26 protein-coding genes are annotated in these 26,208 nt (G+C 69.6%); 11 read left to right on the top strand and 15 right to left on the bottom strand.

Going from position 1 to position 26,208, the window contains the following annotated elements; genetic code table 11:
• The first annotated feature begins 58 nt into the window (after positions 1-58).
• Positions 59-2,125 (top strand): cellulase family glycosylhydrolase, encoded by a 2,067-nt coding sequence (locus ACGFML_RS28660; protein WP_393548493.1) that lies wholly within the window; start codon positions 59-61, stop codon positions 2,123-2,125.
• 138 nt (positions 2,126-2,263) lie between these two features.
• Here ACGFML_RS28660 and ACGFML_RS28665 read toward each other — a convergent pair whose 3' ends face one another.
• The gene (locus tag ACGFML_RS28665) at positions 2,264-2,761 is read right to left on the bottom strand and encodes a MarR family winged helix-turn-helix transcriptional regulator (RefSeq protein ID WP_393548494.1); all 498 of its coding nucleotides are present in this window, start codon (positions 2,759-2,761) and stop codon (positions 2,264-2,266) included.
• A gap of 437 nt (positions 2,762-3,198) precedes the next feature.
• Here ACGFML_RS28665 and ACGFML_RS28670 point away from each other — a divergent pair, with 437 nt between their 5' ends.
• Complete coding sequence (locus ACGFML_RS28670) at positions 3,199-4,524, top strand: hypothetical protein (protein ID WP_393548495.1); 1,326 nt, start codon at positions 3,199-3,201, stop codon at positions 4,522-4,524.
• Positions 4,521-6,380, top strand: a complete 1,860-nt coding sequence (locus ACGFML_RS28675; protein ID WP_393548496.1) for a GMC family oxidoreductase N-terminal domain-containing protein — start codon at positions 4,521-4,523, stop codon at positions 6,378-6,380. Before ACGFML_RS28670 ends, ACGFML_RS28675 begins: the two co-directional genes overlap by 4 nt.
• 64 nt (positions 6,381-6,444) lie before the next feature.
• Here the strand turns inward: ACGFML_RS28675 and ACGFML_RS28680 are convergent, their stop codons facing one another.
• Both ACGFML_RS28680 and ACGFML_RS28685 read right to left on the bottom strand, forming a co-directional pair.
• Positions 6,445-7,146, bottom strand: a complete 702-nt coding sequence (locus tag ACGFML_RS28680; RefSeq protein WP_393548497.1) for a FadR/GntR family transcriptional regulator — start codon at positions 7,144-7,146, stop codon at positions 6,445-6,447.
• 231 nt (positions 7,147-7,377) lie between these two features.
• The gene (locus tag ACGFML_RS28685) at positions 7,378-8,673 is read right to left on the bottom strand and encodes a DUF3103 family protein (protein ID WP_393548498.1); all 1,296 of its coding nucleotides are present in this window, start codon (positions 8,671-8,673) and stop codon (positions 7,378-7,380) included.
• 417 nt (positions 8,674-9,090) lie between these two features.
• Between ACGFML_RS28685 and ACGFML_RS28690 the strand changes: the two genes are divergently transcribed.
• The 3 genes from ACGFML_RS28690 (at position 9,091) to ACGFML_RS28700 (ending at position 11,471) form a co-directional block, all read left to right on the top strand.
• Complete coding sequence (locus ACGFML_RS28690) at positions 9,091-9,876, top strand: lysozyme (RefSeq protein ID WP_393548499.1); 786 nt, start codon at positions 9,091-9,093, stop codon at positions 9,874-9,876.
• On the top strand, positions 9,873-10,094 hold the full coding sequence (locus ACGFML_RS28695) for a hypothetical protein (RefSeq protein ID WP_393548500.1): 222 nt from the start codon (positions 9,873-9,875) through the stop codon (positions 10,092-10,094). Before ACGFML_RS28690 ends, ACGFML_RS28695 begins: the two co-directional genes overlap by 4 nt.
• 225 nt (positions 10,095-10,319) lie before the next feature.
• Positions 10,320-11,471: a hypothetical protein gene (locus ACGFML_RS28700; protein WP_393548501.1), complete on the top strand. Its 1,152-nt coding sequence runs from the start codon at positions 10,320-10,322 to the stop codon at positions 11,469-11,471.
• A gap of 166 nt (positions 11,472-11,637) precedes the next feature.
• Here ACGFML_RS28700 and ACGFML_RS28705 read toward each other — a convergent pair whose 3' ends face one another.
• The 3 genes from ACGFML_RS28705 to ACGFML_RS28715 form a co-directional block, all read right to left on the bottom strand.
• Positions 11,638-11,970, bottom strand: coding sequence for a winged helix-turn-helix domain-containing protein (locus ACGFML_RS28705; RefSeq protein WP_393548502.1), 333 nt, complete (start codon positions 11,968-11,970; stop codon positions 11,638-11,640).
• On the bottom strand, positions 11,970-12,467 hold the full coding sequence (locus tag ACGFML_RS28710) for a hypothetical protein (RefSeq protein ID WP_393548503.1): 498 nt from the start codon (positions 12,465-12,467) through the stop codon (positions 11,970-11,972). Before ACGFML_RS28710 ends, ACGFML_RS28705 begins: the two co-directional genes overlap by 1 nt.
• A 1,165-nt stretch (positions 12,468-13,632) precedes the next feature.
• Positions 13,633-13,938 (bottom strand): hypothetical protein, encoded by a 306-nt coding sequence (locus ACGFML_RS28715; protein ID WP_393548504.1) that lies wholly within the window; start codon positions 13,936-13,938, stop codon positions 13,633-13,635.
• Between the two features lie 539 nt (positions 13,939-14,477).
• Between ACGFML_RS28715 and ACGFML_RS28720 the strand changes: the two genes are divergently transcribed.
• The 4 genes from ACGFML_RS28720 (at position 14,478) to ACGFML_RS28735 (ending at position 17,660) form a co-directional block, all read left to right on the top strand.
• Positions 14,478-14,846 (top strand): hypothetical protein, encoded by a 369-nt coding sequence (locus ACGFML_RS28720; protein WP_393548505.1) that lies wholly within the window; start codon positions 14,478-14,480, stop codon positions 14,844-14,846.
• Between the two features lie 167 nt (positions 14,847-15,013).
• Positions 15,014-15,355, top strand: a complete 342-nt coding sequence (locus ACGFML_RS28725) for a hypothetical protein (RefSeq protein ID WP_393548506.1) — start codon at positions 15,014-15,016, stop codon at positions 15,353-15,355.
• Between the two features lie 574 nt (positions 15,356-15,929).
• Positions 15,930-16,547, top strand: a complete 618-nt coding sequence (locus ACGFML_RS28730; protein WP_393548646.1) for a flavin reductase family protein — start codon at positions 15,930-15,932, stop codon at positions 16,545-16,547.
• Between the two features lie 168 nt (positions 16,548-16,715).
• Positions 16,716-17,660 (top strand): endonuclease/exonuclease/phosphatase family protein, encoded by a 945-nt coding sequence (locus tag ACGFML_RS28735; protein WP_393548647.1) that lies wholly within the window; start codon positions 16,716-16,718, stop codon positions 17,658-17,660.
• 22 nt (positions 17,661-17,682) lie between these two features.
• On the opposite strand, the gene ACGFML_RS28740 is transcribed toward ACGFML_RS28735, so the two are convergent.
• The 5 genes from ACGFML_RS28740 to ACGFML_RS28760 all read right to left on the bottom strand — a co-directional run bounded on the left by ACGFML_RS28740 (position 17,683) and on the right by ACGFML_RS28760 (position 21,749).
• On the bottom strand, positions 17,683-17,907 hold the full coding sequence (locus ACGFML_RS28740) for a DUF2277 domain-containing protein (protein ID WP_393548507.1): 225 nt from the start codon (positions 17,905-17,907) through the stop codon (positions 17,683-17,685).
• Between the two features lie 46 nt (positions 17,908-17,953).
• On the bottom strand, positions 17,954-18,640 hold the full coding sequence (locus tag ACGFML_RS28745) for an alpha-ketoglutarate-dependent dioxygenase AlkB family protein (RefSeq protein WP_393548648.1): 687 nt from the start codon (positions 18,638-18,640) through the stop codon (positions 17,954-17,956).
• Positions 18,641-19,191: 551 nt separating this feature from the next.
• Complete coding sequence (locus ACGFML_RS28750) at positions 19,192-19,377, bottom strand: hypothetical protein (protein WP_393548508.1); 186 nt, start codon at positions 19,375-19,377, stop codon at positions 19,192-19,194.
• A 322-nt stretch (positions 19,378-19,699) separates the two neighbouring features.
• Positions 19,700-20,074, bottom strand: coding sequence for a VOC family protein (locus ACGFML_RS28755; protein WP_393548509.1), 375 nt, complete (start codon positions 20,072-20,074; stop codon positions 19,700-19,702).
• A gap of 358 nt (positions 20,075-20,432) precedes the next feature.
• On the bottom strand, positions 20,433-21,749 hold the full coding sequence (locus ACGFML_RS28760) for a serine hydrolase domain-containing protein (RefSeq protein WP_393548510.1): 1,317 nt from the start codon (positions 21,747-21,749) through the stop codon (positions 20,433-20,435).
• Between the two features lie 241 nt (positions 21,750-21,990).
• Here ACGFML_RS28760 and ACGFML_RS28765 point away from each other — a divergent pair, with 241 nt between their 5' ends.
• Complete coding sequence (locus ACGFML_RS28765) at positions 21,991-22,221, top strand: DUF6296 family protein (protein WP_393548511.1); 231 nt, start codon at positions 21,991-21,993, stop codon at positions 22,219-22,221.
• Between the two features lie 224 nt (positions 22,222-22,445).
• Here the strand turns inward: ACGFML_RS28765 and ACGFML_RS28770 are convergent, their stop codons facing one another.
• The 4 genes from ACGFML_RS28770 to ACGFML_RS28785 form a co-directional block, all read right to left on the bottom strand.
• Positions 22,446-22,691, bottom strand: coding sequence for a hypothetical protein (locus tag ACGFML_RS28770; protein WP_393548512.1), 246 nt, complete (start codon positions 22,689-22,691; stop codon positions 22,446-22,448).
• Between the two features lie 107 nt (positions 22,692-22,798).
• Entirely contained in the window at positions 22,799-23,518 is a 720-nt protein-coding gene (locus ACGFML_RS28775) for an aspartate/glutamate racemase family protein (protein ID WP_393548513.1), read from the bottom strand.
• Between the two features lie 114 nt (positions 23,519-23,632).
• A complete protein-coding gene (locus tag ACGFML_RS28780; protein WP_393548514.1) occupies positions 23,633-24,901 on the bottom strand; it encodes a cytochrome P450 in 1,269 nt (422 codons plus the stop codon).
• A gap of 305 nt (positions 24,902-25,206) precedes the next feature.
• Positions 25,207-25,911, bottom strand: a complete 705-nt coding sequence (locus ACGFML_RS28785; RefSeq protein WP_393548515.1) for a hypothetical protein — start codon at positions 25,909-25,911, stop codon at positions 25,207-25,209.
• Positions 25,912-26,208: the final 297 nt, after the last annotated feature.

Genomic DNA, 26,208 nt, shown 5'->3' on the forward strand with positions numbered 1-26,208 from the left:
CCGTTCTCCGCTCCCTCGTCCCGCGTTCTCGATCCCCCACACAAGACAAGGCAACAGCATGAAGCACAAGGCCCGAGCCGCTTCCCGTATACGGCGCACTCCCGTCCTTCTCACCGCTCTGCTGGGCGTGGCCGCCACGATGAGCGGCTCGCCCGCCCGTGCGGGCGAGGTACACCACAGCCTGGACTACGAGTGGCAGCCGGGATTCTCCAAGATCAGCATCGGCGAGAAGACCGTCGTCCGGGATCTCGGCCCCGCCGGCAAGGTCTCCGTGACCGACAAGGTCTTCCGGGACGGTACCGGCCGGGAAGTGTCCCTGCGCGGCTGGAACGCCTCCGGTGAGACGAAGACCGCCGAGGCAGGCTTCAAGCCGTTCAAGACCACCGAGGATGCCGCGGCCGCCTTCCAGCAGATGCGCAACCTCACGGGAACCAATGTCGTCCGCTTCCTGATCTCCTGGGAGGGCGTCAACCCGAAGCCGGGCGTCATCGACCACGACTACCTGGACAAGGTCGCCGCACAGATCAAGGAGGCCACCGGTCGCGGACTGTACGTCCTGTTGGACTGGCACCAGGATCTGTACTCCCGGCACCTGTGGCACAAGGACTCCTGGTTCACGGGCAACGGCGCGCCGCGGTGGGCGGTGCCCGGGGGGAAGGAGTACTGCGGGGTGGTGTGTCCGCACTGGGGGATGAACCTGCAGACCAACGAGCTGATCCGGAGCGCCTACCGCAGCTTCTGGAAGAACTCTCCTGTCAAGGACCTCGGCGGCCCGGCCGGGCCGCTCCCCGCGGGTACCCCGGTGGAGCAGACGCGGGTCCAGGATGCCTTCGTGTGGCAGGTGTCCCAGGCGCTGGAGTACCTCGGCCCCCAACTGCACGCCGAGGACCGTGATCACTTCCTCGGCGTGGACCCGTTCAACGAGCCGGCCGACGGCGGTGTCGTCGGCAGCGACTGGTCGAAGTTCGACAACGACTTCCTGTGGCCGTTCTACAAGCGGGTCCGCAAGGTCATGGACGACACCGGATTCAGCACCCAGCAGGTCTTCGCCGAACCTCTGGTCTTCTGGAACTCCCAGGCCGGCGTCTTCGCCCCGGCGACCGGCGGCCACTACCTCAAGCAGAAGCCCGGCCCCGGCTTCGTCTTCAACAGCCACTTCTACGACTCCGGCCGGATGGGCCCGAATCCCGACGGCGTCGACAACAACACCTACCTGCCCCAGCTTCAGGACGTCCGCGACGAGGCCCGGTACCTGGGCATTCCGATGTTTCTCTCCGAGTACGGGATGTGGCTCAACGGCATCGGTGCCAAGGACACCGACCGGATCATCAAGGCCACTTACCAGGGCATGGAACAGAGCGACCAGTCGAAGGCCGCCAACGGCCCCCACCGCATCGACCCGTACACCCCGTTGATCTCCGGCACCCAGTGGCACTGGGACGTCTACCACGACAAGCACCACGAGATCATGAACGGCAATCCGGACAAGGTCATCACCAAGGGCGACGGCTGGAACGACGAGAACTTCTCCGTCGTGAACAAGGGCAGCGGACCGGTGTCGTTCACCATCGACCCGGCGAACGCCGAGCGGGTCTACCCCCGTGCCGTGCAGGGCGACCTGATGAACTTCACCTACAACGACATGGCGAAGGACGGCTGGAAGACCCCGCTCGACTGGTACGGGCTCGCTCCGCAGGGCACCGACTCCCACTACTTCAAGGGCAAGAGGTTCGCCCTCGTCACCTGGCGGAGCCGGCACTCCAGCGCCCCGACCGAAATCGCTCTGCCGCCGCAGTTCAACCCTGCGTCGACCGCGGTGATCACCGAGAAGACCACCCGGTTCGGCTTCGGTGCGCAGGACGAGACGCCCAAGAACATTCCGGACGAGGTGATGATGACGCAGGACTCCGGGACGGACGCCTCGACCGCACGGGGGCACCGGCTCATGGTCTGGGACGACCCGGAAACCGGCGAGACCGACGACACCTGGCACTACGCGGTCGTCGTCGCCGACCCGAGCGCGAGCGACAAAGCCGACCTGTCCCGCATCCAGTCGCAGCTCAACCAGAGCATCGTCCGGGACCACAAGAACCCCGTCGAGCTGCTCGGCAAGCTCGATCACTGACGAACGGTCCGCCGGAGCAGGCGCCCGGCCGGGATCACCGGCCCGGGCGCACGCCCTGCCGGCCGTTCCGTGCCCTGGCCCATGGCTCCGCGCGGTGGCCCACCGCTACCCCGTGAGTGGCTTTCCGGGGGGGCGACCCTAGGCGGGCGGGCGGACGCTGCGACGCCGGACGTCGGTCGTGCCGCCGAGTTCGACGAGCAACTGGCCCAGCAGAGCGCGGTGTTCGGCCAGCCGATCCGCGCCGAACCGGGCGGCCAGGCGTTCATCGACGGCGCTCCGGGCGCGTCGCGCCGCGGCGACCGCTGCGCGCCCGTGGGCGGTCAGCGCCACACGGCGGGCGCGGGCGTCCTGCGGATCGGCGATGCGCTCGACGTACCCGAGGCGTTCCAGTTCGACGACGGCCTTGGAGGCGCCCTGCTGGGTCATGTCCAGCTTGGCGGCCAGTTCCCCGACGGTGGGCCGGGCGTCGTCGACGAGGTGCTGGAAGACGTAGCCGTGCGAGAAGCGGAGATCGCCGAAGCCCTGTTCGGCGAGCTGCTCCTGCACCAGCTGGGAGGAGGCGAAGCCGACGAAGAGCGCGAGGCTGCCGGTGTCCAGATCGTCGGTGGCAACGGCATCTGAGGAAGGTTCGGGCACAGCGCCATTGTCTATTCGACAACTCTGGTTGCGCAAATGTGGTTGTGCTAATGGAGGGGGCAGGAGGGTCGGCCGAGCGCCGCGAGAGCGGAGCGGCACCTGCCTGCCGGAGACTTCCGGCTGTTGGCCCGTGGGTCGCGACGGGCGGGCCGGGGATGCGTGCGATGCGGGCAACGGCGGCTCCGCGTCGAGCGGTTGGTCCGCGCCGAGCGCAAGGGCGGGGAAGAGCGGGAGCGTCTTGTCAGGGGCATCCGATAGTGGTTGAGTGGCTGAGCCACTAACCCACTGGGTGAGGTCTTCGGCGAGCGCCGGTGTGTGCGTCGGACCCCCGGAACACGTATCAATCGGAGGCAGAAGCGATGGGTGGCCGGTCGACGGAATTCAGGGAAACCATGAGGGGCTCGGTCCGACTTGCAGGAGAATCCGCCGGGCGACGGATGCGGTTCGACCTCGCGGTACGCACCGACCGGATGTTGCTGCCGCATTGCACGACGGACGGCCGGATCAAGGGTCGGGTGCGGATCGAGGGCCTCGCCGTGGACGTGCCGGTGTGCGGGGAGATGGAGATCTCGCCCCTCGCCCGGCGCCGCATTCGCTACCGCATGCGGTTCACCGTGAGGGGACGCCATTACACGTTCGACGGCTGGAAATCCGTCTCCCCCCGACGGCCACTGGCCTCCATGACGGTCCTTCCGTTCGTCCTGCTCGACGGCGGGCAGGAGGCCGGACACGGCCAGCTGCGGTTCGAAGTGGCACGCTCCCTGGTGCCGTTCGTGACGAGCTTCCGATGGCCCCGCCTGAGCGATGAACCGGCATCCCTGCACGCCCGCCGCTGGGAGGGCGAGCCCGGCCGGACCGAGGTCTGGTACACGACCGTGACGGACCCGGTGACCGGTACCGGCCTGTGGCTGCACCACGAACTGACCGCACCCTCCGACGGATCGTCCGCCTACGCGCACGGATGGGTCGGACTCTTCCCGCCCGACGCACCCCCGCAACACGCCCGATTCGGCCCCGATCCGGTGGCGCCCTCGGCAGGACCCGTGCCGCAGTCCTTCGCGGCCGAAAGGGTCGAAGCCGGCCCGGACAGGCTGCGGGGCACGGCAGGGGCGTTCGCCTGGGACCTCACCAGGCACTCCCGAAGCGCCGCGCTGTACACCTTTCCCCGCTGGGCCTGGCGGCGCGGCCTGCTTCCCGCCGCCCACCTCGTCAGCGCACCGTCCGCCACCTACACCGGCAGCGTCACGCACGAGGGGCGACAGCTGCCCCTCGAAGCGGCACCGGGCGCCGACGCCCGGATCTACGGCGAGGGCAACGCCCTGCGATGGGCCTGGCTGCACGCGGACCTCGGCTCGGGGGACATTCTGGAGATAGTGGCCGCGGTCTCGAAGAAGGCGGGACTGCGCAGGCTGCCGCCGACCGTGTTCCTCCGGCTGCGCAGGAATGGGGGTACCTGGCCGCGTACGGCGGAGCGCAGCGCCGTCGGCTGGCTGGGGGCCGGGCGGTTCCGCGCCCGGATCGGACTGCCGTCGTGGACGGTCACCGGGCGGTCGGGCCTGCGTCGCATCCGGGTCCGGGTGACCCAGCCGGTGGACCGGACCCTGGCCCTTGAGTACACCGACCCCGACGGCAGCACGGCGGTGTGCCGCAACAGCGAGACGTCGGACGCACGCATCGAGTTGGAGCGCTGGTGGGGCCGTTGGCGCACCGAAGCCGCCTGGAGCCTGAGCGGCACCGCGCACGCCGAAGTGGGGGAGCGATGAGCCGCGCACTGGAGGGCCTTGTCGCCACGTTGCTGGCGGAGGACGACCACTCGCCCTGGGCGGCTTCGGTGCCTGAGCGGCTCACGGCCCTGCTCGGCCGGATGCCGGCCGCGGCCCGTGCGGCGGTCCACGGCGCCGCCTCGGCCGTCGATGCCTACGCCGCCCTGCGGACCGGCCGCCGGCTCGGCGAACTGCTGCCCGCCGAGCGGGAGGACCTGCTCGCCGCGATCAGCCGGCGGCCCGGACTGCTCGCGCAGTTCGACGTGCTGAAGATGCCGGTACTCCTGGCCGCGGGCACGGCACGCATGCTCCACCACGCCCCCACCGTCGACTCCGCCGCCACGACACCGGAGGACCCGCCGCTGGACTGCGTGCCTTCGGGCGCGTGGCCGGACCGCTCGACCGCCGACGCCGTGGTGGTCGGATCAGGTGCCGGCGGGGCGATGGCCGCGCGCACGCTCGCCCAGGCCGGCCTGCGGGTGATCGTGCTGGAGGAGGGGCAGCAGCACACCACCGCGGAATTCGCACGGCGGGTGCCCCTCGACAGGTTCGGGGAGTTGTACCGCGACGGTGGGGCCACCTTCGCCGTCGGGAATCCGCCGGTACTGCTTCCCGTGGGGCGCGCAGTGGGCGGCACCACCGTCGTCAACTCAGGGACGTGCTTCCGCACGCCCGACCATGTACTGGCCCGCTGGCGCGACGTCTACGGACTGGGCATCGCTGACACGGCCGCGTTCGGCGCCTGCCTCGATGACGTGGAACGCACCCTGAGGGTGACGACCCCACCCGTCGACCTCCTGGGCCGAAACGGCCGTACCGCCCTGCGCGGCGCCGAGCGCCTCGGGTGGCAGGCCGCGCCGCTGCGGCGCAACGCGACCGGATGCAAGGGCTCGTGCCAATGCGTGGTCGGCTGCCCGACCGGCGCCAAGCAGAGCGTCCAGCTCTCCGTGCTCCCGGACGCGTGCCGGGCCGGCGCCCGGATCGTCACCGAGGCCGAGGCGCTGCGCATCCTGACGGAGCCGGATCGTCCGGGCGGGCCGCGAGCCTGCGGTGTGGTCGTCCGGCGGACGGACGGCAGCGAATGCGAGATCCTCGCCCCGCTGGTGGTGGTGGCGGCAGGCGCTCTGCAGTCCCCGCCCCTGCTGTGGCGATCCGGGCTCGCCCGCCATCCGAGGCTGGGACGGAATCTGGCGATCCATCCCGCAACCAGCGTCGCCGGTCGGTTTCCTGAGCCCGTCGAGTCATGGCGGGGGGTGCTGCAGAGTGTCGGCGTGGAGGAACTGCACAGCGACGGGATCCTCATCGAGGCGACCGGAGGGCCGCCGGGCATGAGCTCGTTCATCCTCCCCGGCCTCGGACGGGAACTGCGCGCGGAGCTGGCGGACGCGGGCTCTCTGGCGACCCTCGGCGCGATGGTCGCCGACCGCCCCTCCGGACGGGTGGGCGGCCGCGGACTGATCCGCTACGCCCTCCACCCGCGTGACGGGGACCGCCTGCTGAGGGCGGTCCGCGCCATGGGGCGGCTGCTGTTCGCCGCGGGCGCGGAGGAGGTCCTCACGGGCGTCACCACCGCCCCGCGGGCCCGGTCCGCGGACGAACTCGACGAGACGGTGCGCACGCTCTCGGCCCGGCAGCTTCACCTCTCCGCCTTCCATCCCACCGGAACGGTCGCGATCGGCACCGACGCGCAGGTGTGCCCCGCGGACGAGGACGGTTGGCTCCGAGGGATCTCCGGCGTACTCATCGCAGACGGGTCCGCCCTGCCCAGCTGCCCGGAGGTCAATCCCCAACTCTCCATCATGGCCACCGCCCTCGCTGTGAGCCGCAAGGCACTCCGCACGGCGGATGCCTCCTGACCGGCGAGACGAAGACCGCCCGCCGCGGCCGCCCTGCAGGGGCCCGGCGGGACCGGCATGCCGATCAGCGTGCGGTCTCCAGGGAACGCAGCATCTGCTTCTCCGTGGCCCGCAGATAGCGCTCCGCGGCGCGCTCGGCGTCCTCCGGCCGGCCGTCGCGCACCGCCTCCACGAGCGGGGCGAGTTGGGCGGCGGCCTCGGCGGGCCGCTCGAAGGGCGCACGCAGGGCGAGCCGCACGGGCAGATAGGCATTGAACAACGTATTGGTGAGCAGCAGATACACCCTGTTGCCGGTGGCCCGGGCGAGTTCCCGGTGCACTTCGACGTCGGCGAGCTGCGCGGCGTCACCGTCCGCCGCCTGGGCCACTGCCGCCAGCAGCGCGGACAACCGTCGCCCCTGGGCAGCGGTGCGCCGAGTGGCGGCGCGCCGGGCGATGAGCGTGCCGATGTGCCGGCGGGCCTCGAAGACCTCCGCGAGCCAGGTGCTGTCCCGCGCCACCAGCATCGGCAGCAGCTCGGCGCCGCCTACCTTCAGGATGTCCCGGACCTTGGTGCCGATGCCGTGCCGGGTACGCAGCATGCCGGCCTGTTCCAAGCGGGTGAGGGCGTGCTTGAGCGTCGTCCGGGTGACGCCGTATTGCGCGGCGAGATCGCGTTCCGGGGGGAGCAGCGACCCCGGCTGGTGTGCACCGTCCAGGATGTCGTCGCGCAGTCGCGCTTCCAGCAGGTCGACCACCGACTGACGTGCGAGGGTCTCGTCAGGCATGGGGAAGTCTCCAGGAGTCCGGTGGCTGAATCAGTGGCTCAGCCACTGGGATTTTCGTAGTGAAGCAATGACGCAGCGGCCCGTCAACTCCGCCCGCTGACCGATCCCGTCGGCACCGGCGGCGGTGCCGCTCTGCCGGTGGCCGCTCATGCACCCGCCCACCCCTCGACGAAGGCCCGCCGCGTCTGCGGCGGGCCTTCGTCCGGCGGTTCCGGCTGCGCCGGAAACCCCTCAGGTCTTGGGGATGAATACGTTGCTCAGCCCGAGGGAGATGTTGCCGCCGGCGCCGGAGTACGTCAGGCCGGCGGCGCCGGAGCTCTGCGCCCTGGCGATGGCGGCGTGGCTGACCGAGTACACCTGGTCCAGCTCATCCGTCTCATCGGTCCACCACGACTCGGGAATGGCGTCCATGATGGTGTTGGCGAGCGGGATGCCGGTCGTGCCGTAGCCGGTGACCGTCAGCAGCGCGTCGACGATCGCCTTGGTGAGGTCCCGGTAGTTGGTCCCGTCGTCTTCCTCCAGGAACACCAGGTCGGCTGAGTCGTAGCCGAAGTGGCTCCAGTCGATCAGGTTCTGGTTGGGGTGGTAGGCGACTTCCGTCGAGTCGAGGTAGGGCATCTGCAGGGTCGGCTCGGCGAACGCCTTGTCGTTCTTGTCCCAGCCGCCGACGACGGCGAACGCCTCGGCGCCGCCCTTCCAGAACGGCTCCTCGTTGCTCTGGAGCAACGAGACGTCGTTGATGCGGGTGACGTCCTTGCCCTGCGAGGGGTCTGCTGCCTTGGTGGTGCCGGACGCGTCTGCCGCCGGCAGCTCGCGGCCGGCCTGCCGGGGGAGCGGCGCCGTGCGTGAGGCGGCCCGGGCCGCGGCCGCGGTCCGCGGCTTCCGGGCGGAGTGGCCGCCGCTGGAGTCGGCACCCGCCTGCGGCCAGGCGGCCTTGAAGCCCTCGCTCATCACCTTCGTGCCGGCAGCCACGATCCGGTCGCCGTCGGTGCCCACGATCAGCACCGGGACGTCGGCGGGCGCCGTGGCTCCGAGCTTCACCGCGGTGCCGTCGGGCCGGTACGCGGTCAGTGAATCGGCCCGACGGTCGGAGGGCTCCGCGGCGATCAGCGGCTGCACGCCCTTGGCCAGTGCGGCGCGCGCCTGCGGGTTGGCCAGCCGTACCTGCAGGACGTTGCCGGTCGAGGCGGGCAGTCCCTTGGCCGCGAGGATCGCGTTGTTGGAGGACTTCACCGACGCGCGGAAGTTGCTGGTCGACCGGACCGGCAGTCGATCGAGTCCCACCTTGTCCGCCGAGGCCGACAGGGCGGACATCGCCTCCTCGACCTGGCCGGCGGCGTACGCCTCCCGCAGGCTCCGCGCCGCCGCCTGCTTCGCGTCCTGCACGGCGTCCGCCCGCGTGGGCTGTGCCCCGGACGGCGCGGTACGTGCGCCGGGCTGCGCCCACGCCCCCGCGGCTCCGCTCACCAGGCACACGGACGACGCGGCCACGGCCACCGCCGTCCTGATCAGTCCAGACCGGTACATGGTTTTCTCTCCATTGCTCGCGGCGGCGCGTTCGGATGCCGCGTCCGCCTCGGTCCACGATTCGGCGCGGCCGTGCGACGTCACCGCTTTGTGGCCGTGACCGTCCCGGACGCACACCCACACCGCGTTCCGCGCCGAGGTCTCATTAAGGCCATGAGGGCGACACCTGTCATGGGTATTCGTTACTCAACTACGCCTCAAAACAAGGGAATTGAAGCAACATCGCGCGTCCTCGGCCGGAGATGCGCAAGATCGCTGCAGGGGTCTGGTCACTGCGCCCCACGCCCCCTATGTTCGCTTCAGATCAACGCGTCATGGACGCAACGGCCCGTGCTGCGCAGGCACTTCTCCGCCTCCCACGGGTTACGCCCTACCACTCCCGGTCCCTCGGACCACACCATCGGAAGGCATCCCCACATGCCCCTGTCTCCACGTCGACGCCCCCACAGCGCTCTGCGCACAGCGCTGCTCACCGCTCTCGCCACCGTCACCGCCACCGCGACGCTCCTGACCCTCCCACCGCCCGCGCAGGCCGCGGCGTCCGGGCACGGCATCTCCGCCGCGGCCGGTGCGGAAGAGGTCCCCGGGATGGACGTGAGCCGCCACCAGGGCACGGTCGACTGGCGGGGCGCCTGGGACGACGGAGCCCGCTGGGCCTACGTCAAGGCGACCGAAGGAGCCACCTTCCAGAGCCCCACCTTCGCGGAGCAGTTCCAGGGCGCCCACGACGCCGGCATGATCCGCGGCGCGTACCACTTCGCCCGTCCGGACACCTCCGGCGCGGTGGAGCAGGCCACACACTTCGTCGACCACGGCGGGAACTGGACGGCGGACGGCAGCACGCTGCCACCGGCTCTCGACCTGGAACACAACCCGTACGGCCCGGACGCCTGCTATGGCCGGGGACAGGCCGACATGGTGTCCTGGATCAGAGAGTTCAGCGACACGGTGAAGGCCCGCACCGGACGCGCCCCCGTCCTCTACACCACCAGTGACTGGTGGACCCGCTGCACCGGAGGCGACACCAGCTTCGGCGGGACCAATCCGCTGTGGGTCGCCCGGTATGCCGCGTCCCCCGGCACCCTCCCGGCCGGCTGGTCGGCTCACACCTTCTGGCAGTTTGCCGACTCCGGTACGTTCCCCGGCGACCAAGACCTCTTCCACGGTTCCTACGACGAGCTGAAGGCATTCGCCAAGGGGTGACGACGTCCCCGGCGCGAGTGGTCGGCCAACTCCGCCGTCGGACGGCGGCGGAGTTCCGGACCGACGAGAACGGCGTAGGTGCCATGCCCTTCGCCGTTCTCGCCGCCGCAGGGCAGATCGAGCGCAACCACATCCGGGAGAACACCCTCGAAGGCCAGGGCATCGCCGCGGCCAAGCGCGCCTCCGGTGGCCGCCCGAAGGTGCGCCCACGGGATTGAGCGGCCGGGCACGGCCGCCCCGGAAGCCACCGGCGGTGAGCAGGGATTACTCAACTTTCCCCGCTGCTGCACCGGACTCTGACGCCGGCACGTCCGACTCGACTAGCGTCGCCGCCGACATCCGAAGCATGCGCGGTGCCTGCGTCTCCTGCCGAGCGCCACCGCCCGTTGTGCGCTGCTCCCGGAACCGGACCCTGGCACCGGGTGGGCGCGGAGAGATCCCTCATGACCCACAGAAAACCTCCGGCACGACGACATCTCCTGGCCTCGTCGGCGGTCCTCGGCGCAGCACTGGTGAGCGGCTATCTGGCCTGTGCGAACGCCACCGAGCCGGACCCCTTGGGACACCGAGCAGGCGCCACCCGGTCGGCCCGCCCCTCGTTCGGGCCGTCGGCATTCCCCTCCGACGTTGCCGGCGCACCGTCTGCGTCCTCCCGGCCCCGGACCGCTGCCCACCCCTCCTCGGAGCCGTCGAGGAAACCGCCGAGCCGGGCGGCGACCGCAGAGCAGTCCTGCGACGAAGTGGCGCCGGCATCCAGCATCTGGCGCACACCGGCCGACCAACTTCCCCGCCACGCACGGTCGGACACCTACGTACAAGCCATCGGGGCGGCGAAACCGCTGCACCCCGACTTCGGGTCCGGACCGATCGACGGTAAACCGTTCGGCATCCCCGTCACCACACTCGACAGCCCGGCCCCGGAATCCGAGGTCACCTTCGACTACGCCGACGAGTCCGACCCCGCGGGCTATCGCATCCCCTCCGACGCACGGATCGAGAACGGACCACAAGGGGACGGCGACCGCCATGTCGTGGTGCTCGACCGCCACCGGTGCAGGTCCTATGAGCTGTACGACGCCACGCCCGAAGCAGGGCACTCCTGGCACGCCGGATCCGGGGCGGTCTTCGACCTCCGCTCCAACGCGCTGCGACCGGAGGGCTGGACCTCGGCGGACGCGGCAGGTCTGCCGATCCTGCCGGGACTCGTGCGCTATGACGAGGTGGCAGCCGGAGAGATCGATCACGCCCTGCGGATCACAGTGCCCCGGTCGGACACCTCGCATCTCTGGCCGGCCCGCCACGACGCCGGATCCGCGACGGACGACAGCCTGCCGCCGATGGGCCTCCGGCTGCGCCTGAAAAGCTCCGTGCACACCGCAGCCCTGCCGCCGCAGGCACGCGTGATCGCCAAGGCGCTCCAGCTCTACGGCGCCTTCGTCGCGGACAACGGTTCGAGCTGGTTCGTCTCCGGCGACGAGGACAAGCGGTGGGACAACGACCAGTTGAACGCGCTCAAGCAGCTGCGCGGCGACGCCTTCGAAGCCGTCGACGAAGCTGCCCTCAAGGTCGACGACAGCTCGGGCGCCGCCCGCTGATCCATCCGAAACCGCTGGTGATCCGGCGCGGGAGCAGACGACGACGGGTCCGGATCTCCAACAGGTGGGAGCTCCGGACCCGTTAGGCATTCGGCCCATTGCGCGTCGCCGCCCGCTCCATGCAGAGGGGTGACTGACTGAGGGGCACCATTGTCCCGCTCTGCCGCTAGGGGCCGGCCGCCGGAGGAACGTGTGCCTCGCCGGTCGCTCGGGCCTGGCCGATGATCTCTTGCAGAGCCGAGATGTGGCTCTCCAGGGCTCCCCGGCCGGCCGGTGCAAGGTTGATCCAGGTGCGGCCCCGCTTCCCGGCGTATCCGCGCCGGACCTCTACGTATCCGTGGTCGCTCAGCTTGCCGACCTGTTTCGACAACGCCGAGTCGGACAGGCCGACCGTGTCGCGGACGAAGGCGAACTCCGCCCACCGCGCCGTGCTCAGCAGGGACAGGATCGACAGCCGCGTCGGATCGACCAGAAGAGGGGCGATGGACGTCGCGGCCACTACACCCCCCGCTTCGAGGTCAGCTTGAACAGCCACATCCGGAAGCGCGAATCGAGCGGCGCCAGGGCGGTGGTCACCGCAATCAGGAGCAGCATGCCCATCGTGTGCCAGAAGGGCACGTGGTCGTCCAGATATGCCGTGTGGGGGCTGACGCTGAAGTAGCCGACGGCCATCAGTAGAGCGACCACGGCGAGCACTCCCAGGACGTAGGCAGGAGGCCGGTTGCGGGCCCCGGCAGTGCCGTAGCCGAGCAGAGCGGCTCCGCGGGGAGTTCTGGACACGATCCCGTGTGTCCAGGTCGCGGCGGCCACCGCCAGAACGGGGATCGAACCGGGGTCGTCGAACACGTCGTAACAGGCGCCGAACGCCAGCCCTGCCACACCGAACGCGACCTTCACCCGCATTGGCTCCCGGCGCCCCGTCAGTGCCGCACCCTGCTGCTCTCGTGCCCCCTGCAATGTGAGAGCGGCCTGCTCCGGACTCGGTCGATCGGTCATGCGAGCTCCTTGTTTTCCGTACGAGCATTCCCTTGCCTGGCGAGAAAGTTACTATCTCCTTTCCTTTTAGGCAACTATTTTCCTTGTGGGAATTGTGGTCGCCGCTTCACCGCTGCGGTGCGTCCGCCGCACTCCGCAGACTTCCGGCACACGAGCGCCACGGACGGACTCGCGGAGCGGCCGACCGCCTACCGGAGCCGGACCGCAATGGGGGACGTTGACCAGGGCACCCGCACAGAGTCGGGAGGAACGCGCAAGCATCGTGCGTCGCTTCTCTGTGCCTTTGGTCGTTCCTCGCAGGGTCCCGGCGTTCGATGACGTGCACCCGGGCACGGCCGGCGAGCCCCGCGGCCCACGCATACAGAGCGCTGCCCTACGGCCGACTCCCCAGCCTGGATGGTGAGCACGACCGCGGCCTGAGTAATGCCTACTCGGGCGAGGCCGCGGACAGCTCAGTAGCGTTCAGGGGAGAGGCACTCCATAAAGCCGAGAGCTGTCGCCACAGCGAGCAGCGGACCGACCGAGAGGATGCACGAGCACAACATCTGGTCGCCTTTTGTTCCGGGGCCCGCCCCGGAACCCCACCGGTGATTGAGTAAAGATCACTTCCCCCGGAGCGCCAGGACGGTGATCTATTGGAGATCAGCGGCAGGGGATTGGGGAAGGCGCCCGGCCGCAGGTCCTGGACTGATCTCCTTGTGCGGTCCGGGCCGGTTCGTCTCCTCCCCCGTGAGTGGTGAGCCGAAGCTCACGGGGGTGGGGACGGAAGGGCCACCACGCCGACGGCAGGAAGTTCCGTCGCGCATCCGGTCGCCGAGCCACCGCAGGCGGCCGCGAATCATCGGCAGGAGATTGCCGGTTACGTCGAGCAATGCGCTTCCAGGGTGCGGCGGTGGTCGCCCACGACCGTACCCCGCACCGGATCGGCCGGCATCGACAGCTCGATCCGCCTGGTCGTCCCTCGGCGGTCGGGGGCGTCAGTCGTCAGGCCTGGTGACCTATGACCGGGATCCGGACACGACCGGTGTCGTGCGGGTCGGCACCCGAGTCAACCTCTGTACTGCGGTTCGTGTTGCTGTCGAAGTGGAGCAGTTCCCAGAGTGTGCGTCCCTGCACGGTCTCTGCTTCTTCGCTCCCGTCGGTCGCCGCACGCTGAAGAGCCACCTCACCGAGGAACCGGTGGTAGGCACCAGCCGTTCCGAAGAAGTGACTGTCGATCAGCCCGCCCCCGCCACAGCGGGAAGAAGGCGTCGATCGCCTCCAGAGCGTCGGCGGCTCGCGCAGCGGTCTCGATCAGACCGGCGACGACGTCATCGGCCGGCGCCACTGCTTCGCCGATCAACTGAGCGCGTCCGCCAGGGAAGTGGTGGTGGACCGAACCGCGGGGCGCGCCGCTGTGCGCGAGCACCCGGCCGATGCGGGTCGCGCCGGCGCCGTACCCGCGCAACCGGGCCGCCGTGCTGAGAACCATCCGATCGCGGCTACGCCGACTGTCGCTCCTGCGCGGACGCACGAGCCCACCGCCCCGGGAATCCGAGGGGCAGACAGCCACACGGGGTGCGAAAGAGTCGTCGGACATGCCGCTGTGCCTTCCTGACGTCGGCGAGCAGACGCTCCGATCAAGGAGCTACCGTTCAGTAACTTATGGCGCCTGGCAGAGAACATGCAAGAGTCCGGGCCTCGCCGGTAGAGGGCTACCGAACGCGGATGGTGCAGCGCCCTGACGCCCGGTGTGCCGCAGGATGACCGCGCGACCGCTCCGCCAGGCGGACTCCCGTCCGCCGGGGCGGGCCCTGCCGCCGCCGGGGGCGGAGCTCTGCCCCCGGCGGAATATGGATGCCGACCGGTCGGGAGGTATTCCAGCCCCGGATCCTCCCAAGGATCTGCATTTTCCCGGCGATTGAGCAGAAAGTACTCAGCTCCGGCGGGACGGCATCGGCGAGGCTTCCGTAAAGCGGCTGACATTGCACGTGAGGTGCTCTGCGGACGCTTCAAGAACAGAAGGTCTCCATGTCTCTCAAGAAACGTGCCGTTGCCGCATTCGTCACCGCGGCCACCCTTTGCGTAACTCTCGGAACCACCACCTCGGCGGTGGCCGCGCCGGGGTACGAGCATATGGGTACGTGCACCGGCGACTACCAGCTCGTGAGCGTCTTCCACAACGCCCTCTGGCACTACAAGATCGAGTATTCGATTCGCGGCGGAAGCAACGACCACGCCGAGTGGTTCGAAAATTCTCTGGCCATTCCGTTCCACGACTCCGGCGAATTCAATACCTGGGGCGACGTACTCATTCTCCCTACCCCTTCCGCATGGGTCTACATGAAGTGTGCCAAGGGAGCCGAAATCTACTCCCGGGACTCGGTCAATCACGTCTGAGCGGTGTCCGTGAATGATCTCTGGTCCCTCCGGACAGTGACCAGTTGTCTTCGTGTCGCTTCCTTGCTGCGCGAATCACAGGACCCCCTCCGGGCCCAGTTCCCGGACGGATCACGCGAGATCGGGTGACCGGCCGCATCGGCAACGCACATCGAAAAGGAGCACTCATGAGGAAGCGCACTCGCATCAGAGCCCTGCTCACCACCGCGGCGGTGGGGACCGGCATCCTGCTGGGCACGGCGGCACCTGCCCAGGCGGCCGACACGGAGGGAAAGTGCACCGGCGGCTGGGCCTACGCCGGCGATTACCACAATCTCGCGTGGGCCTACTTCGCCACCGCATCTTCGTCCGACGACAATGCCGAATGGTCCTACATCTCCTTGGCTGCCCCCTTCTACCAGCAGGGAAAACTGGTAGGAGCAACGCACATCATCTTCCCGCCCACCCCGGCCGCCACGCTTTCGGTGAAGTGCGCGGTCGGCGAGACGTTCTTCGTTCAGAACCTCTGAACTTCCCGATGTGGACGCCATGCTGAGCACCCGGCTGAAACGAGCAAGCTCGCCCCGCCGGGCCGAGGGGCGGGTCCTTCTTACGGAGGGCCCGCCCCTCGGGGGCAGGGAGGCCCCTCCTACGGGCACCAGCGGACCCGCCGGATGCGACGCCGCAAGCATCCGAGGCCCGATGGCCTGACGTAGGAATCTCGGATCTCGGCCCCAAGCCGCCGAAGTCCGCGACGGCGACGAGCGCACCAAGTTCCGGCACTGGATCGACGAGGACTGCGGAAGGGGATATACGTGCGGCCGACCATCGATTCCGCGTCCGTCACCCACGAGTGCCGCCCGCAGTCCAGCCGCATGCAGGCGTTCGGCGTGGACGTCGGTGACACGGGCATCCAAGAGGCCCGGACGGACCGAACCCGGAAGGGATAGCGGGTCTCGGCGCGGCGGCTGAGGGTCTCAGTCGTCACGGTGGCGGGTCCTGGTTCGCGGCGGCCTCGATGCCAGGCGCTTTCCGTCGGGCTCGGAGGGCAGGGGTCGCCGTCCGCTGCGAGATCCGTCGCCGTTGGTGTGGATACTGATCACCATGCGCATTGACTTTGATCCTGCTGCCATGCCCCGCAATGATTTCTACCGGCTGCTTACCGCGACGGTGGTGCCGCGGCCCATCGCTTGGGTGTCGACGATGTCGGCGGACGGGACGCACAACCTCGCACCGCACTCCTTCTTCACCATCGCCAGCGTGTCGCCGCCCGTCGTGCAGTTCAGTTCCGTCGGCCGGAAGGACACGTTGCGGAATGTCGAGGCCACCGGGCAGTTCGTGGTGAGCTTTGCGTCGGAGCGGCTGCACCGGCAGGTCAATGACAGTGCTACGGACTTTCCGCACGGGGTGAGCGAGTTCGGGGCGGCGGGGATCGCGTCCGAGCCGAGTGTGCGGGTGAAGCCGCCGCGGGTGGCCGACTCGCCCGTGGCGCTGGAGTGCGAGGTGCACAGCACGCTCGGGATCGGGGACAGTACGGTCGTTTTCGGCCGGGTGGTGCATGCCGTGGTGTCGGACGATGTGCTGGTCGACGGGCACCCCGAGATCGCCCGGCTGCAGCCGTTGTCGCGCCTGGGCAAGGACGAGTGGGGCACCGTCGGCGGTGTGCGGGAGCTCTCGCGCATCCGGCATGCGGACTGGCAGGGTCCTGCCGGTCAGCAGTGAGCCGCGAGGGATTCGCGTCGTTTTTGCTTGTGGGTACTTCCGGCGTATCGCGGACTTCGAGACCCTGCGGGGTGGTGTCGGCGCGGGCCGGCGCACTGGGCGAATGGAGTCGCTGTGAGCGTCCTTGTTGCCGTCCGTGAGTCTCTTGTGCCCGGAGCCGCCGGGGCCGTGTCCGCCGCCGATGCCTCGTCGGCGGCGTTCGGCCGGCGGTCTGCGCTGCGGGCGGCGGCTGCGGGGGCGGTTGGCCTGCCGGTCGCGGCGTACGGTGCGGGCACCGCGTATGCCGCCGGGGCCGCGCCCGCCGCCGAAGGCTCGCCCACCGTCGCCGGTCGTGGGCGCGGGCTGCGAGTGATGACCTTCAATCTGCGCTACGCGTCCGACACCCGGCCGCACTCCTGGGCCGAGCGCCGCCCCGTGATGCGGTCGCTGTTGCGTCGCGAGGCCCCACAGCTGCTCGGCACCCAGGAGGGGCTCTACGGGCAGCTGCGTGATATCGCGGAGGATCTCGGCCCGCAGTACGCCTGGGTGGGGACGGGGCGGGGTGGCGGCAGCCGGGACGAGTTCGCGGCGCTCTTCTACGATGTGCGACGGCTTGCCCCGGTCGAGTACGACCATTTCTGGCTGTCCGATACGCCGTATCTGATCGGGTCGGCGAGCTGGGGGAACACCGTCGTCCGGATGGCGACCTGGGTGCGGTTCCGGGATCTGCGCGCGGGCGGCGAGTTCTATGCGCTGAACACCCACCTCGATCATGCCCATCAGTACTCGCGGGAGAGGTCTGCGGCGCTGATCACCGAGCGCCTGGGCGCGCTCGATGCGTCACTGCCGCGGATCGTCACGGGCGACTTCAACGTCGCGGCCCACAAGAATCCCGTGTACGACGCGATGCTGGGAGGCGGGGCGCTCGTCGACAGCTGGGACAAGGCGACGGAGCGAAGCGCCGCATACGCGACGTTCCACGGGTACCGACCCTTGGTGCCGGACGGGGACCGGATCGACTGGATCCTCACGTCGGCGGTGGTGCGGACACGGAGGGCCACGATCAATACGTTCTCCGAGCACGGACAGTTTCCCAGCGATCACCTGCCGGTGCAGGCGCTGCTGGACTGGTGAGCCGGGGGCTCCGCGCTCCGGATCAGCGCGGCCGGGTGGCTGCGCCACGGACCTGCAGGTTGTCGAGTAGATCCTGGGTCGCGGCCGCCACGACGTCCACGGCGTGATCGAAAACCTCGCGGTTGTGTGCGGCCGGCGCGCGGAAGCCGGAGACCTTGCGGACGTACTGCAAGGCGGCGGCCCGGATGTCCTCGTCGGTGACCTCGGGTGTGACGGGCGGGCGGAGAGTCTTGATGCTGCGGCACATGTGTCCAGTCTGCCTCCTGCCCCCGGCTGCGGGCCGGGCACATGGCTCAGCCGAGCCCAGTGACCCGCATCGTGATGTTGAGGCGACCACTGGTCAGGCCGGACGCCGGATCGCCGGAGCCCGGGCGGACCTTGGGTACACCGTGGTAGGCGAAACGGGACGGCCCGCCGAAGACGAACAGATCCCCGGAAGCCAGCTCGATGTCGGTGTACGGCTTGGTGCGGGTCTCGGTATTGCCGAACCGGAAGAGGCAGGTGTCGCCGATGCTGAGCGAGACGACCGGCGCGCCGGAACGCTCCTCCTTGTCCTGGTGCATGCCGAGCTTCGCCTCGGAGTCGTAGAAGTTGATCAGTGCGGTGTCGGGGGTGTAGCCGTCGCCCGCGGTTGCGTCCTGATAGGCGTCCACCAGAGCCCGACGTCCCAACTCGACCATCCAGTGAGGGAATTCGGCGACCCGAGCGCCGTTCACGTCGTCGGCGGTACGGGTGTAGGCGTAGGGCTGCCAGTGCCAGCCGATGCACACCGTCTGGACGGACATCACGCCGCCCCGGGGAAGCTTGGTGTGCCGGATCGGCGCCGGGCCGCGCGCCCAGTCCCGGCAGGCGGTGACCAGTTGCCGCTGCTGGGCCAGGGACAGCCAGCCGGGAACGTGAACGGCGCCGGGGGCGACCTCACGGCGGAGTGCGCGCGACTCTCGGGCAGAAGGTGCTGCTTCGGGGGCAGGGTCGAGCATGGGGGCAGTGGCGTCCGGCGTGTGGCGGGTGCCACCGGAGGCGGCGGTGCGCGCCCTGGGCTGTTCGAATTCGTCGAAGCCGGGAAGTGGCGTGCTCATGTGCTCCTCGACCTGCCTCGTTGTCTCGCCTGCACGGTGGCGGTGCGACGTGATCGGCGCCGGGAGGGGGCGCCGAGCCCGGCGCGTCGGGCACTCCGCCGTGGGCCGCCGGCTTCGCTGCCGCGTGTCGTCGTCGCATCGCTCGGATTCCCTCTCAGCGTGCCATGGGATGGCGGGTACGAGGGTGTGAGCCAGAGCGCGGGTGACGATCGTCGGCCATTTCGCGGACATCGGACCGTGCAGTGGACGAACGGCGGGGCCGGCGGGCATCCGCTCACCGCGGCGCGGTCGAGGAGCGCACTGTTACCGGGAGCCACGGTCCGCCCCCGTTCCCACTCGGGTGCGCGGCGCTGCCGTCGCCGGCAGGTTTGGTGTGCGGCGCGATGAGGGTGGGGGTGGGGGAGCGGCTGTGAGGCCGGAGCGGCTGCGCCGTGCAGGTCGAGAGGGGAGGCCTAAGCGGCCTTCACCACCTCCGAGCGGACCGCCCGCGTCCAGATCTCCAGCAACACCGCGTACTCCGCCATGTCCTGCGCCGTCCACGCCAAGCCGTGTCGGGTGCGTACAAATCGCCGGATCGATTCGTTGGCCTCGGACGCAGGAACGGACACCCCGTTGAGGGGAGAGGGAGTTGGGGACATGTGAGACATGCTAGGGGCAGTCACTGACAATTCATCACCACGCGCGCCCTTCGTGCGCCCCCATGCTCCCCTCCTGCTCCCTGCGCGACGCCATCTTCAACTCTCTGACCAGCAAGGACCGTCGGCGGCTCGGACGCCTCCCGCTCTCTGCATGTGTCCAGTCCCACACGCTCCGCGATCACTGGGCATCCGGTTACGTTGATCCACCCATACGGCCCCCACGGATCGTCAACGGATTGGCCAACGGTTCGTCAATCGACTTTCGGACGGGCGGCGATGAGGCGTGCTGCCCATGCTGCGGTCTGGCCGTCCCAGGCGCTCCTCAGTGGAGGAAGAGGCAGAAGGGGTGCCCGGCCGGGTCGATGAGCACGCGGACGTCGTCCTGCGGCTGGACTTCCGCAGCGCTCGCACCCAGCGCGACCGCATAGGACTCGGCCTCGTCCAGATCGTTGACCCGGATATCGAGGTGGAGCATCTTCTGTTGCTCCGATGTCCGTTCCGGCCACACCGGGGGCCGGTATCCCGCCTCCGACTGGAACGAGAGTGCCGTGCCGCCTTCCGGGGGCCGGAGCAGCACCCAGTCGGGTTCGCTGAGTTTCACCTCCCATCCCAAGAGCTGCTGATAGAAGTGCGCGAGCAACTGCGCGTCCGGGCAGTCCACTGCCACCGTCGCCAGCGAGAATCCGGGAATTTCCATCGCCTCTCTCCTACCGTCGGAGTCATGGTCGGGGGTGATGCCGGCCGGTGCATCGGGCCCACTGTGCGTCGGCCGAAAATGGCGGAAATCAGCGGAAATCGGTGGGGAACTGTGGCGGGGTCGGGGGTATGGGCCGGAGGGCGTGACCCTGAACGGGCGGTGCCGTTGGGGCGTTCCCGGCCATCATCTTCTCCTTGCCGTCGCTGGGGCGTGACCTGGCAACGGACGGGGGTGCTCGGATTGGACGGCCATTGTCAGTGGCCGCCCGTACCGTGGTCTCCGTAAACCATCCGAGCTGCTGGCGCTTCTCGGACCCGCCCCGCCCCTGTGACAGCGCACGGGGGCGGGGCCCCTCCATCTACGGGTGCGGTGCCATGAGCCCGGCGCCCGGCAGCTGCGCATGGATCTGCTGCGGGAGGAGGCGTGGCGTTTTCGACGTCGGGGTGCTGTGCGTCCCGCACAGCGCCTGTACGAGATGCCGATCCATCGCGGTATCGATCGGGCTGGGCGTGGGCCGGCCTTCCGCGTCGAGTTTTTGATAGCGCGTCAGATTGAACCCGAGGGATATCTGGTGGAGGCCGTCCGCGCTCGACAAGGACCAGGTCATCGCGCCGAGCGCCAGGCCGTTGTGCCCCCAGAATTCCCCGCAGGGCAGCTTGGTGCTCAGCAGCCCAAGGCCGTAGCGCGCCACGGATCCCTTGATCGGCACCGTGGTCTTCATCTGCCGGAGCTGGGCGGGGGCCAGCAGCCTGCCGCCCAGCAGCGCGCCGTAGAAGCGGTTCAGGTCGGGCATGGTCGAGACCAGGGAGCCGGCCGTCCCGGCCCAGGAGAGGTTGTAGACGCTGAATTCGTGCGGCGGGTCGAAGCCTCCGTAGGCCGCTTCGTACATCTTGGCGTGCGGGCCTTTGAGGTAGGGCGAACTCGGGAAGTACGTGTCCCGCAGTCCGGCCCTGCGGATGACGTGGGTCGTGATGTACCGCTCCGGGGCCAGGCCGGTGACCTTGCGCAGGAGAAGACCGGCGATCACGTAATTGGTGTTGGAGTAGTGATGCGCTTCGCCGGGCTTGCCCAATGGAGCGGCCTTGAGGCCCAGTCGAGCCAGGTGCTCGGGCGCGAACTGGCGGAAGCGGTTGTCTTCCAGGCTCTCCGGCGTTGTGAAGATCGCGGGACTGTAGTCGCCGATGCCGCTGGTGTGCTGGAGCACCATCCGGACGGTGATGACGCGGCCGCGCTCTCCGGGGACGAGATCGGGCAGGTAGCGGCCTATGGGGGCGTCGAGCTCGATGCGCCCCTTGCCGACCTGCTGAAGGACGGCGACCGAGGTGAAGGTCTTGGTGATGCTGCCGATGCGGTGCCGCATTTCGGGGCTGGTGGGGCGCCCGGTGTCGACGTCGGCGAGACCTGTGGCGCCCCGCCACTGCTCGGAGCCGTCCCGTACCGCGGAGTAGGCGCCGTACATCCCGGCCTCATGGAAGGCCGTGAGGGTCTTCTCCAGGGCGGCACGGTCGATGCCTGCCCGGTCGGCGGTCGCTGCCGTGGGGGCGTGAGTGAGGGGCGCCGTGGGGGGCGGGAGAGCCGAGGTCGTCGCGGCGGTCGAGGCTGTCAGCGCGAGTAAGACGGTGGTGGCGGTCCCGACGAGCCGCATGCGGCGGCGGTTCCGGTGGGCGACAGACATGGTGGCTCCGCTGGTTCAAGGCCCGTGGCAGGTGTGCGAACTTTCTTGCGACCGATTCTCGTGGGGGCGCGCCTTCGAGCCGTCAACCTTCGGAACTACCTTGATCCCAAGTCCAGATGACAAATGTCAGGTTTGGCGCGGACGGCCTTGATCCGTCCCGCCGCCGTTGCCCCGGTCCTCCTCAGGCGCGGCGGGCCGGTGTGCGTCACGATGGAGTGGAGAGTCACTTCGGGAGGCCCCGATGGATTACCCGGAACGCTATGAGCTGGTCTTTCAGGCTCTGGCCGTGGAAGACGACGTGGTGGTCGTCCTGCGTACCGAGCAGGCGGGAGCGGGCGGGTATCCGGTCTACGAAGACGAATCGGGGATCGTGCGCGCGGAGATCAGCGATCGGGGCGAGGTCCGCATGCTGGCCAGCGGGGGGCACCAGGCGCCTCGTACGCCACTGCTGGCGCGGCCGCTCAGCTCCTGACACCGGCGATCGAGCCGTGGTCGGGCTGTCGCGGAGGACTGCGCGCCCCCGGCCGGGTACACCCACGAGGGCAGCCGGCGTCCACTACGAGGTGCGTTAGTACGAAGCGGCGGGGGTCCATTGCCCGGGCCGCCGAGGCCCGCCCGGGCGATGGACCCCGCCGAACGCGGGGGTGCGCCGCACCGCAAGGGAGGGGAGGGAAGGGGAGGGAAGGGGCGCGGTCGCTAAATGCTTCGCAGATGGGGCCCGGGGCGAGGACCTTCCTCCGCAGCGTCCGCAGCGTCCGCAGCGGACTCGTCCGGCTCGGCCGTCCGATCGGCGGAGGACAGGGCGGCGTCGCCGTGCGCGTCGACGGGGTCCGGCTCGGATTCGGCGGCGTGTCCCACGAGTACGGCCATGGCGCGTTCCAGCGTCTCCCCGGTGACCTGCATCCGGATCCTGGCCAGTCGTTCTAACTCGGTGTGCGACACCGCGTCAGCGTACCTGGCGTGACTTCAGACCTCTTTCGGAGTCCGGGAATTGCTGCAAAGGGCAGCAGCAAGCGCAGCGGGTGGGACAGCGGCGCGGGGCCCGCTGGTCAGCGGCTCTCGCGCGGGCTGGGCGGACCGTCTGCCAGCGCCCGGCCGACCGCTGCTTCGGCGTGCAGCCGGGTGGTCGGGAAGACCGGGACCGGGCAGTCGTCCGCGCTGATCAGCAGCTCGATCTCGGTGCAGCCGAGCACGATGCCCTCGGCTCCGGCGGCCACGAGCTCCCTGATGACGGCCTGGAATTCCTGGCGGGACTCGTTGCGGACGATCCCTACGCAGAGTTCGTCGTAGATCACGCGATGGACCGTGCTGCGCCCGGCGGTGTCCGGGACGAGCACCTCCAGGCCCTGTGCCGCCAGCCGGGCGCGGTAGAAGTCCTGCTCCATGGTGAAGGCGGTGCCCAGCAGCCCGACGCGGCGCAGGCCGCTCGCGCGCACGGCGCTCGCTGTGGTGTCGGCAAGGTGCAGGAGGGGGATGGTGACCGCGGCGGCCACCTCGTCAGCGACCTTGTGCATGGTGTTGGTGCAGATCAACACCATGTCCGCACCAGCGGCCTCCAGCGCCCTGGCACCCTCGGCCAACACCTCGGCCGCCACGTCCCAGCGTCCTTCGACCTGCAGCCGCTCGATCTCGGCGAAGTCGACGGAGTACAGCACGCATCGCGAGGAGTGGAGACCGCCCAGACGCTCTCGCGTCAGCTCGTTCAGCAGGCGGTAGTACTCGGCCGACGACTCCCAGCTCATACCGCCGAGCAACCCGATCGTTCTCATGGCGCCACCTTCGCACACCCGCCCTGGCCCGACCGGCCCCGGTCCGCCCCACCCCGGACCGACCGGCCCCGGCCCTTGAAGGCCGACGATCCGGGGAACTGCCTCCACGAAAGATCAGGGCGTCCAGCGGACCGGGAGCCGCTCGGTTCCCCGGATGAGCATCCCGGTGCGCCAGATCAGGTCCGCCGGCTCGCAGTCCAATGCGAGGTCGGGGCAGCGGTCCAGTAGCGCACGGAGGGCGACGCGGGCCTCCAGGCGGGCCAGCGGGGCACCGAGGCAGAAGTGGATGCCGTGGCCGAAGGCCACATGCCCTCGCGCTTCGCGGGTGATGTCGAAGTCATCGGCGTCGGCGAAGCGTTCGGGGTCGCGGGAGGCGGAGGCCAGGACGATCAGTACGGCTCGCCCGGCGGGGATGAGCGTGCCGCCGATCTCGGTCGGTTGCGCGGTGAAACGCCAGGTGGCCGTCTCCACCGGACCGTCGTACCGCAGCATCTCCTCCACGGCGCCCTCCAGAAGGTCACCGTCGGCCAACAGGGCGGCCAGTTGGGCGGGATGCTGGAGCAGGGCGCGCACCCCGTTGGAGATCAGGCTCACGGTCGTCTCGTGGCCGGCGACCAACAGGAGGAACGCCATGCCGACCAGTTCCTCGCGGGAGAGCTGGTCGCCGTCGTCGTCGCTCGTCCGGATCAGGGCGCTGAGCAGGTCGTCGCCGGGTGCGTCGCGTTTGTGATCGATGAGGCCGATGAGATAGGCGGTCATCGCCTGGACGGCCGCGTTCACCGCTTCCGGGCCGGTGGGCGCGATGATCTCGTTCGACCAGGCACGGAAGGTGTCCCGGTCGATGGAGGGGACGCCGATCAGCTCGCAGATCACGGTCATGGGCAGGGGAAAGGCGAGCGCGTCCACGAGGTCGGCGCGGCCGTCCGGGGCGGAGAGCATCGTGTCCAGGAGATCGTCGGTGATCTGCTGGACGCGTGGCCGCAGTGCTTCGACACGACGCGAGGTGAACTCCCTGGCCACCAGTTTCCGCAGCCTGGTGTGGTGTGGCGGGTCGGTGTCCAGCATGGTCGTGAACAGCGGCGATTCCTCGGCGTTCGTGCTCTGCATCCCGGCGGCTCGCCAGTCCTTGCAGAGCCGGGAGTCGGCCAGCGCGGTCCGGACCGCGTCGTGACCGACGACCAGCCAGGCGTCCTGGCCTTCGGGTGTCCGCGCGCGGTGCACGGGGCCCTGGGCACGCAGCTTGGCGTAGTAGGGATACGGATCCGCGCGGAAGTCGGCTCCGTATGCAGCGAGGTCGACGACCTCCGGGGCGCCCGGATTCTTCCCGACCTCCGGAACTCCTCGGTCCTTTGCGCTCCTTGAACCCTTCGAAGCTTCCGGCATCTGCTGTCCCCATACTCTGGCGGTCTTTCCGGCCCGGGTGGTCGCACGATTCAGCAGCCCGGACCGCTATGTCACCGTCACCGTACGCAGGGGCCGGGCAGGCCGGCATCGGCCGAGCGGAGGAGCCCGACCCTGACCTCGTCCTCCACACGCAGTGCCCCCTGCCTCCTCCCCAGGATCGGCTCGGGAGTGATCGCGGGAGTGAGTGCGGGAATGAGCGTGGGGCCGCGCGGTCGTGCCCGCACGGCCCCACGCCCATGGTTCGGCCCGGCCTGCCCATGGCCCTGGCTCAGCCGGGCTCGCCCCTATCCGACGCGCTCGATCCGGGCATGACGGATGAGGAACTTCCCTGATTCACGCACCTCCTCGAAGGCAGCGTTGTTGAGCAGCACGCAGCTCCCGGAGGCCGAAGTGACGGAAACCGTCGTCGACTTGTCGTTGTCCAGATTCGTCACCTTCAGCTTGGTGCCGGTGGGGAATTCGTCGCTGGACGCAGCGGGTGCGCCCCCTTCGCCGGAGAGGGTGACCGTCGAGCCGGGGCACACGACGTCGCCGGCGCCGGGCTGGGCCGGGTCCTGACCGTCCGATCCGGTGGACGGGTCCTGCGGGGGCGCCGTCCCCTGGGCGGGCGGTGTGTCGGCCGATGCAGGCGGTTCGGACGATGCGGACGCGGACGGTGCCGCCGACTCGGGTGGTGCGGGTGCGGGGGCCGCCGGATCGGCACTGTCGCCCGCACCGTCGCCGCTGCATCCGGCCGCCTTCTGCTGGGCCTCGATCTGCGCGATCACGGCTTTGCGGTTGGCGATCCGAGCGGCCGACTGGGCATCCGGATGGGCTTCCTGAGCGGTAATGAACTTCTGGTTGTTGGCCAGTGCGGTGGTCAGCCCGTCACACGCCACCGACGCATGGCTGGTGCCGGTCATGGCGACGGCGATCCCACCCACCAGTGCCGCCGAGCTGACGAAAACGGCGATCTTCTTGCCCTGACCGATCCTTCTCTTCCGGGACACACACAACTCCTGTCCTCGAGGGTGAAACCCCTGGCTCGGGTTGGATGTCGCCCAGTACGGAGGGGATCGACCGCCTGTTTCACCGCCGGAACGAATTTGTCCGGGGATGCCAAACGCCGGTCGGCGGCGTGCGCCGGCCGATGGTCACTCCCACGCCGATTCGGTTCCGTGGGACGGGATGTGGAGCCGTAGACCGCTTTCGGCCGCTCCCGTTCCCACCGAGCTACGGACCGACCCCACCGAACCCTGGACCGTCCCCACCGAACCCCGGACCGTCCCTCGCCCGAACCCCGGACC

It is taken from the genome of Streptomyces sp. NPDC048650 (genome assembly GCF_043199095.1).
GTDB lineage: Bacteria > Actinomycetota > Actinomycetes > Streptomycetales > Streptomycetaceae > Streptomyces.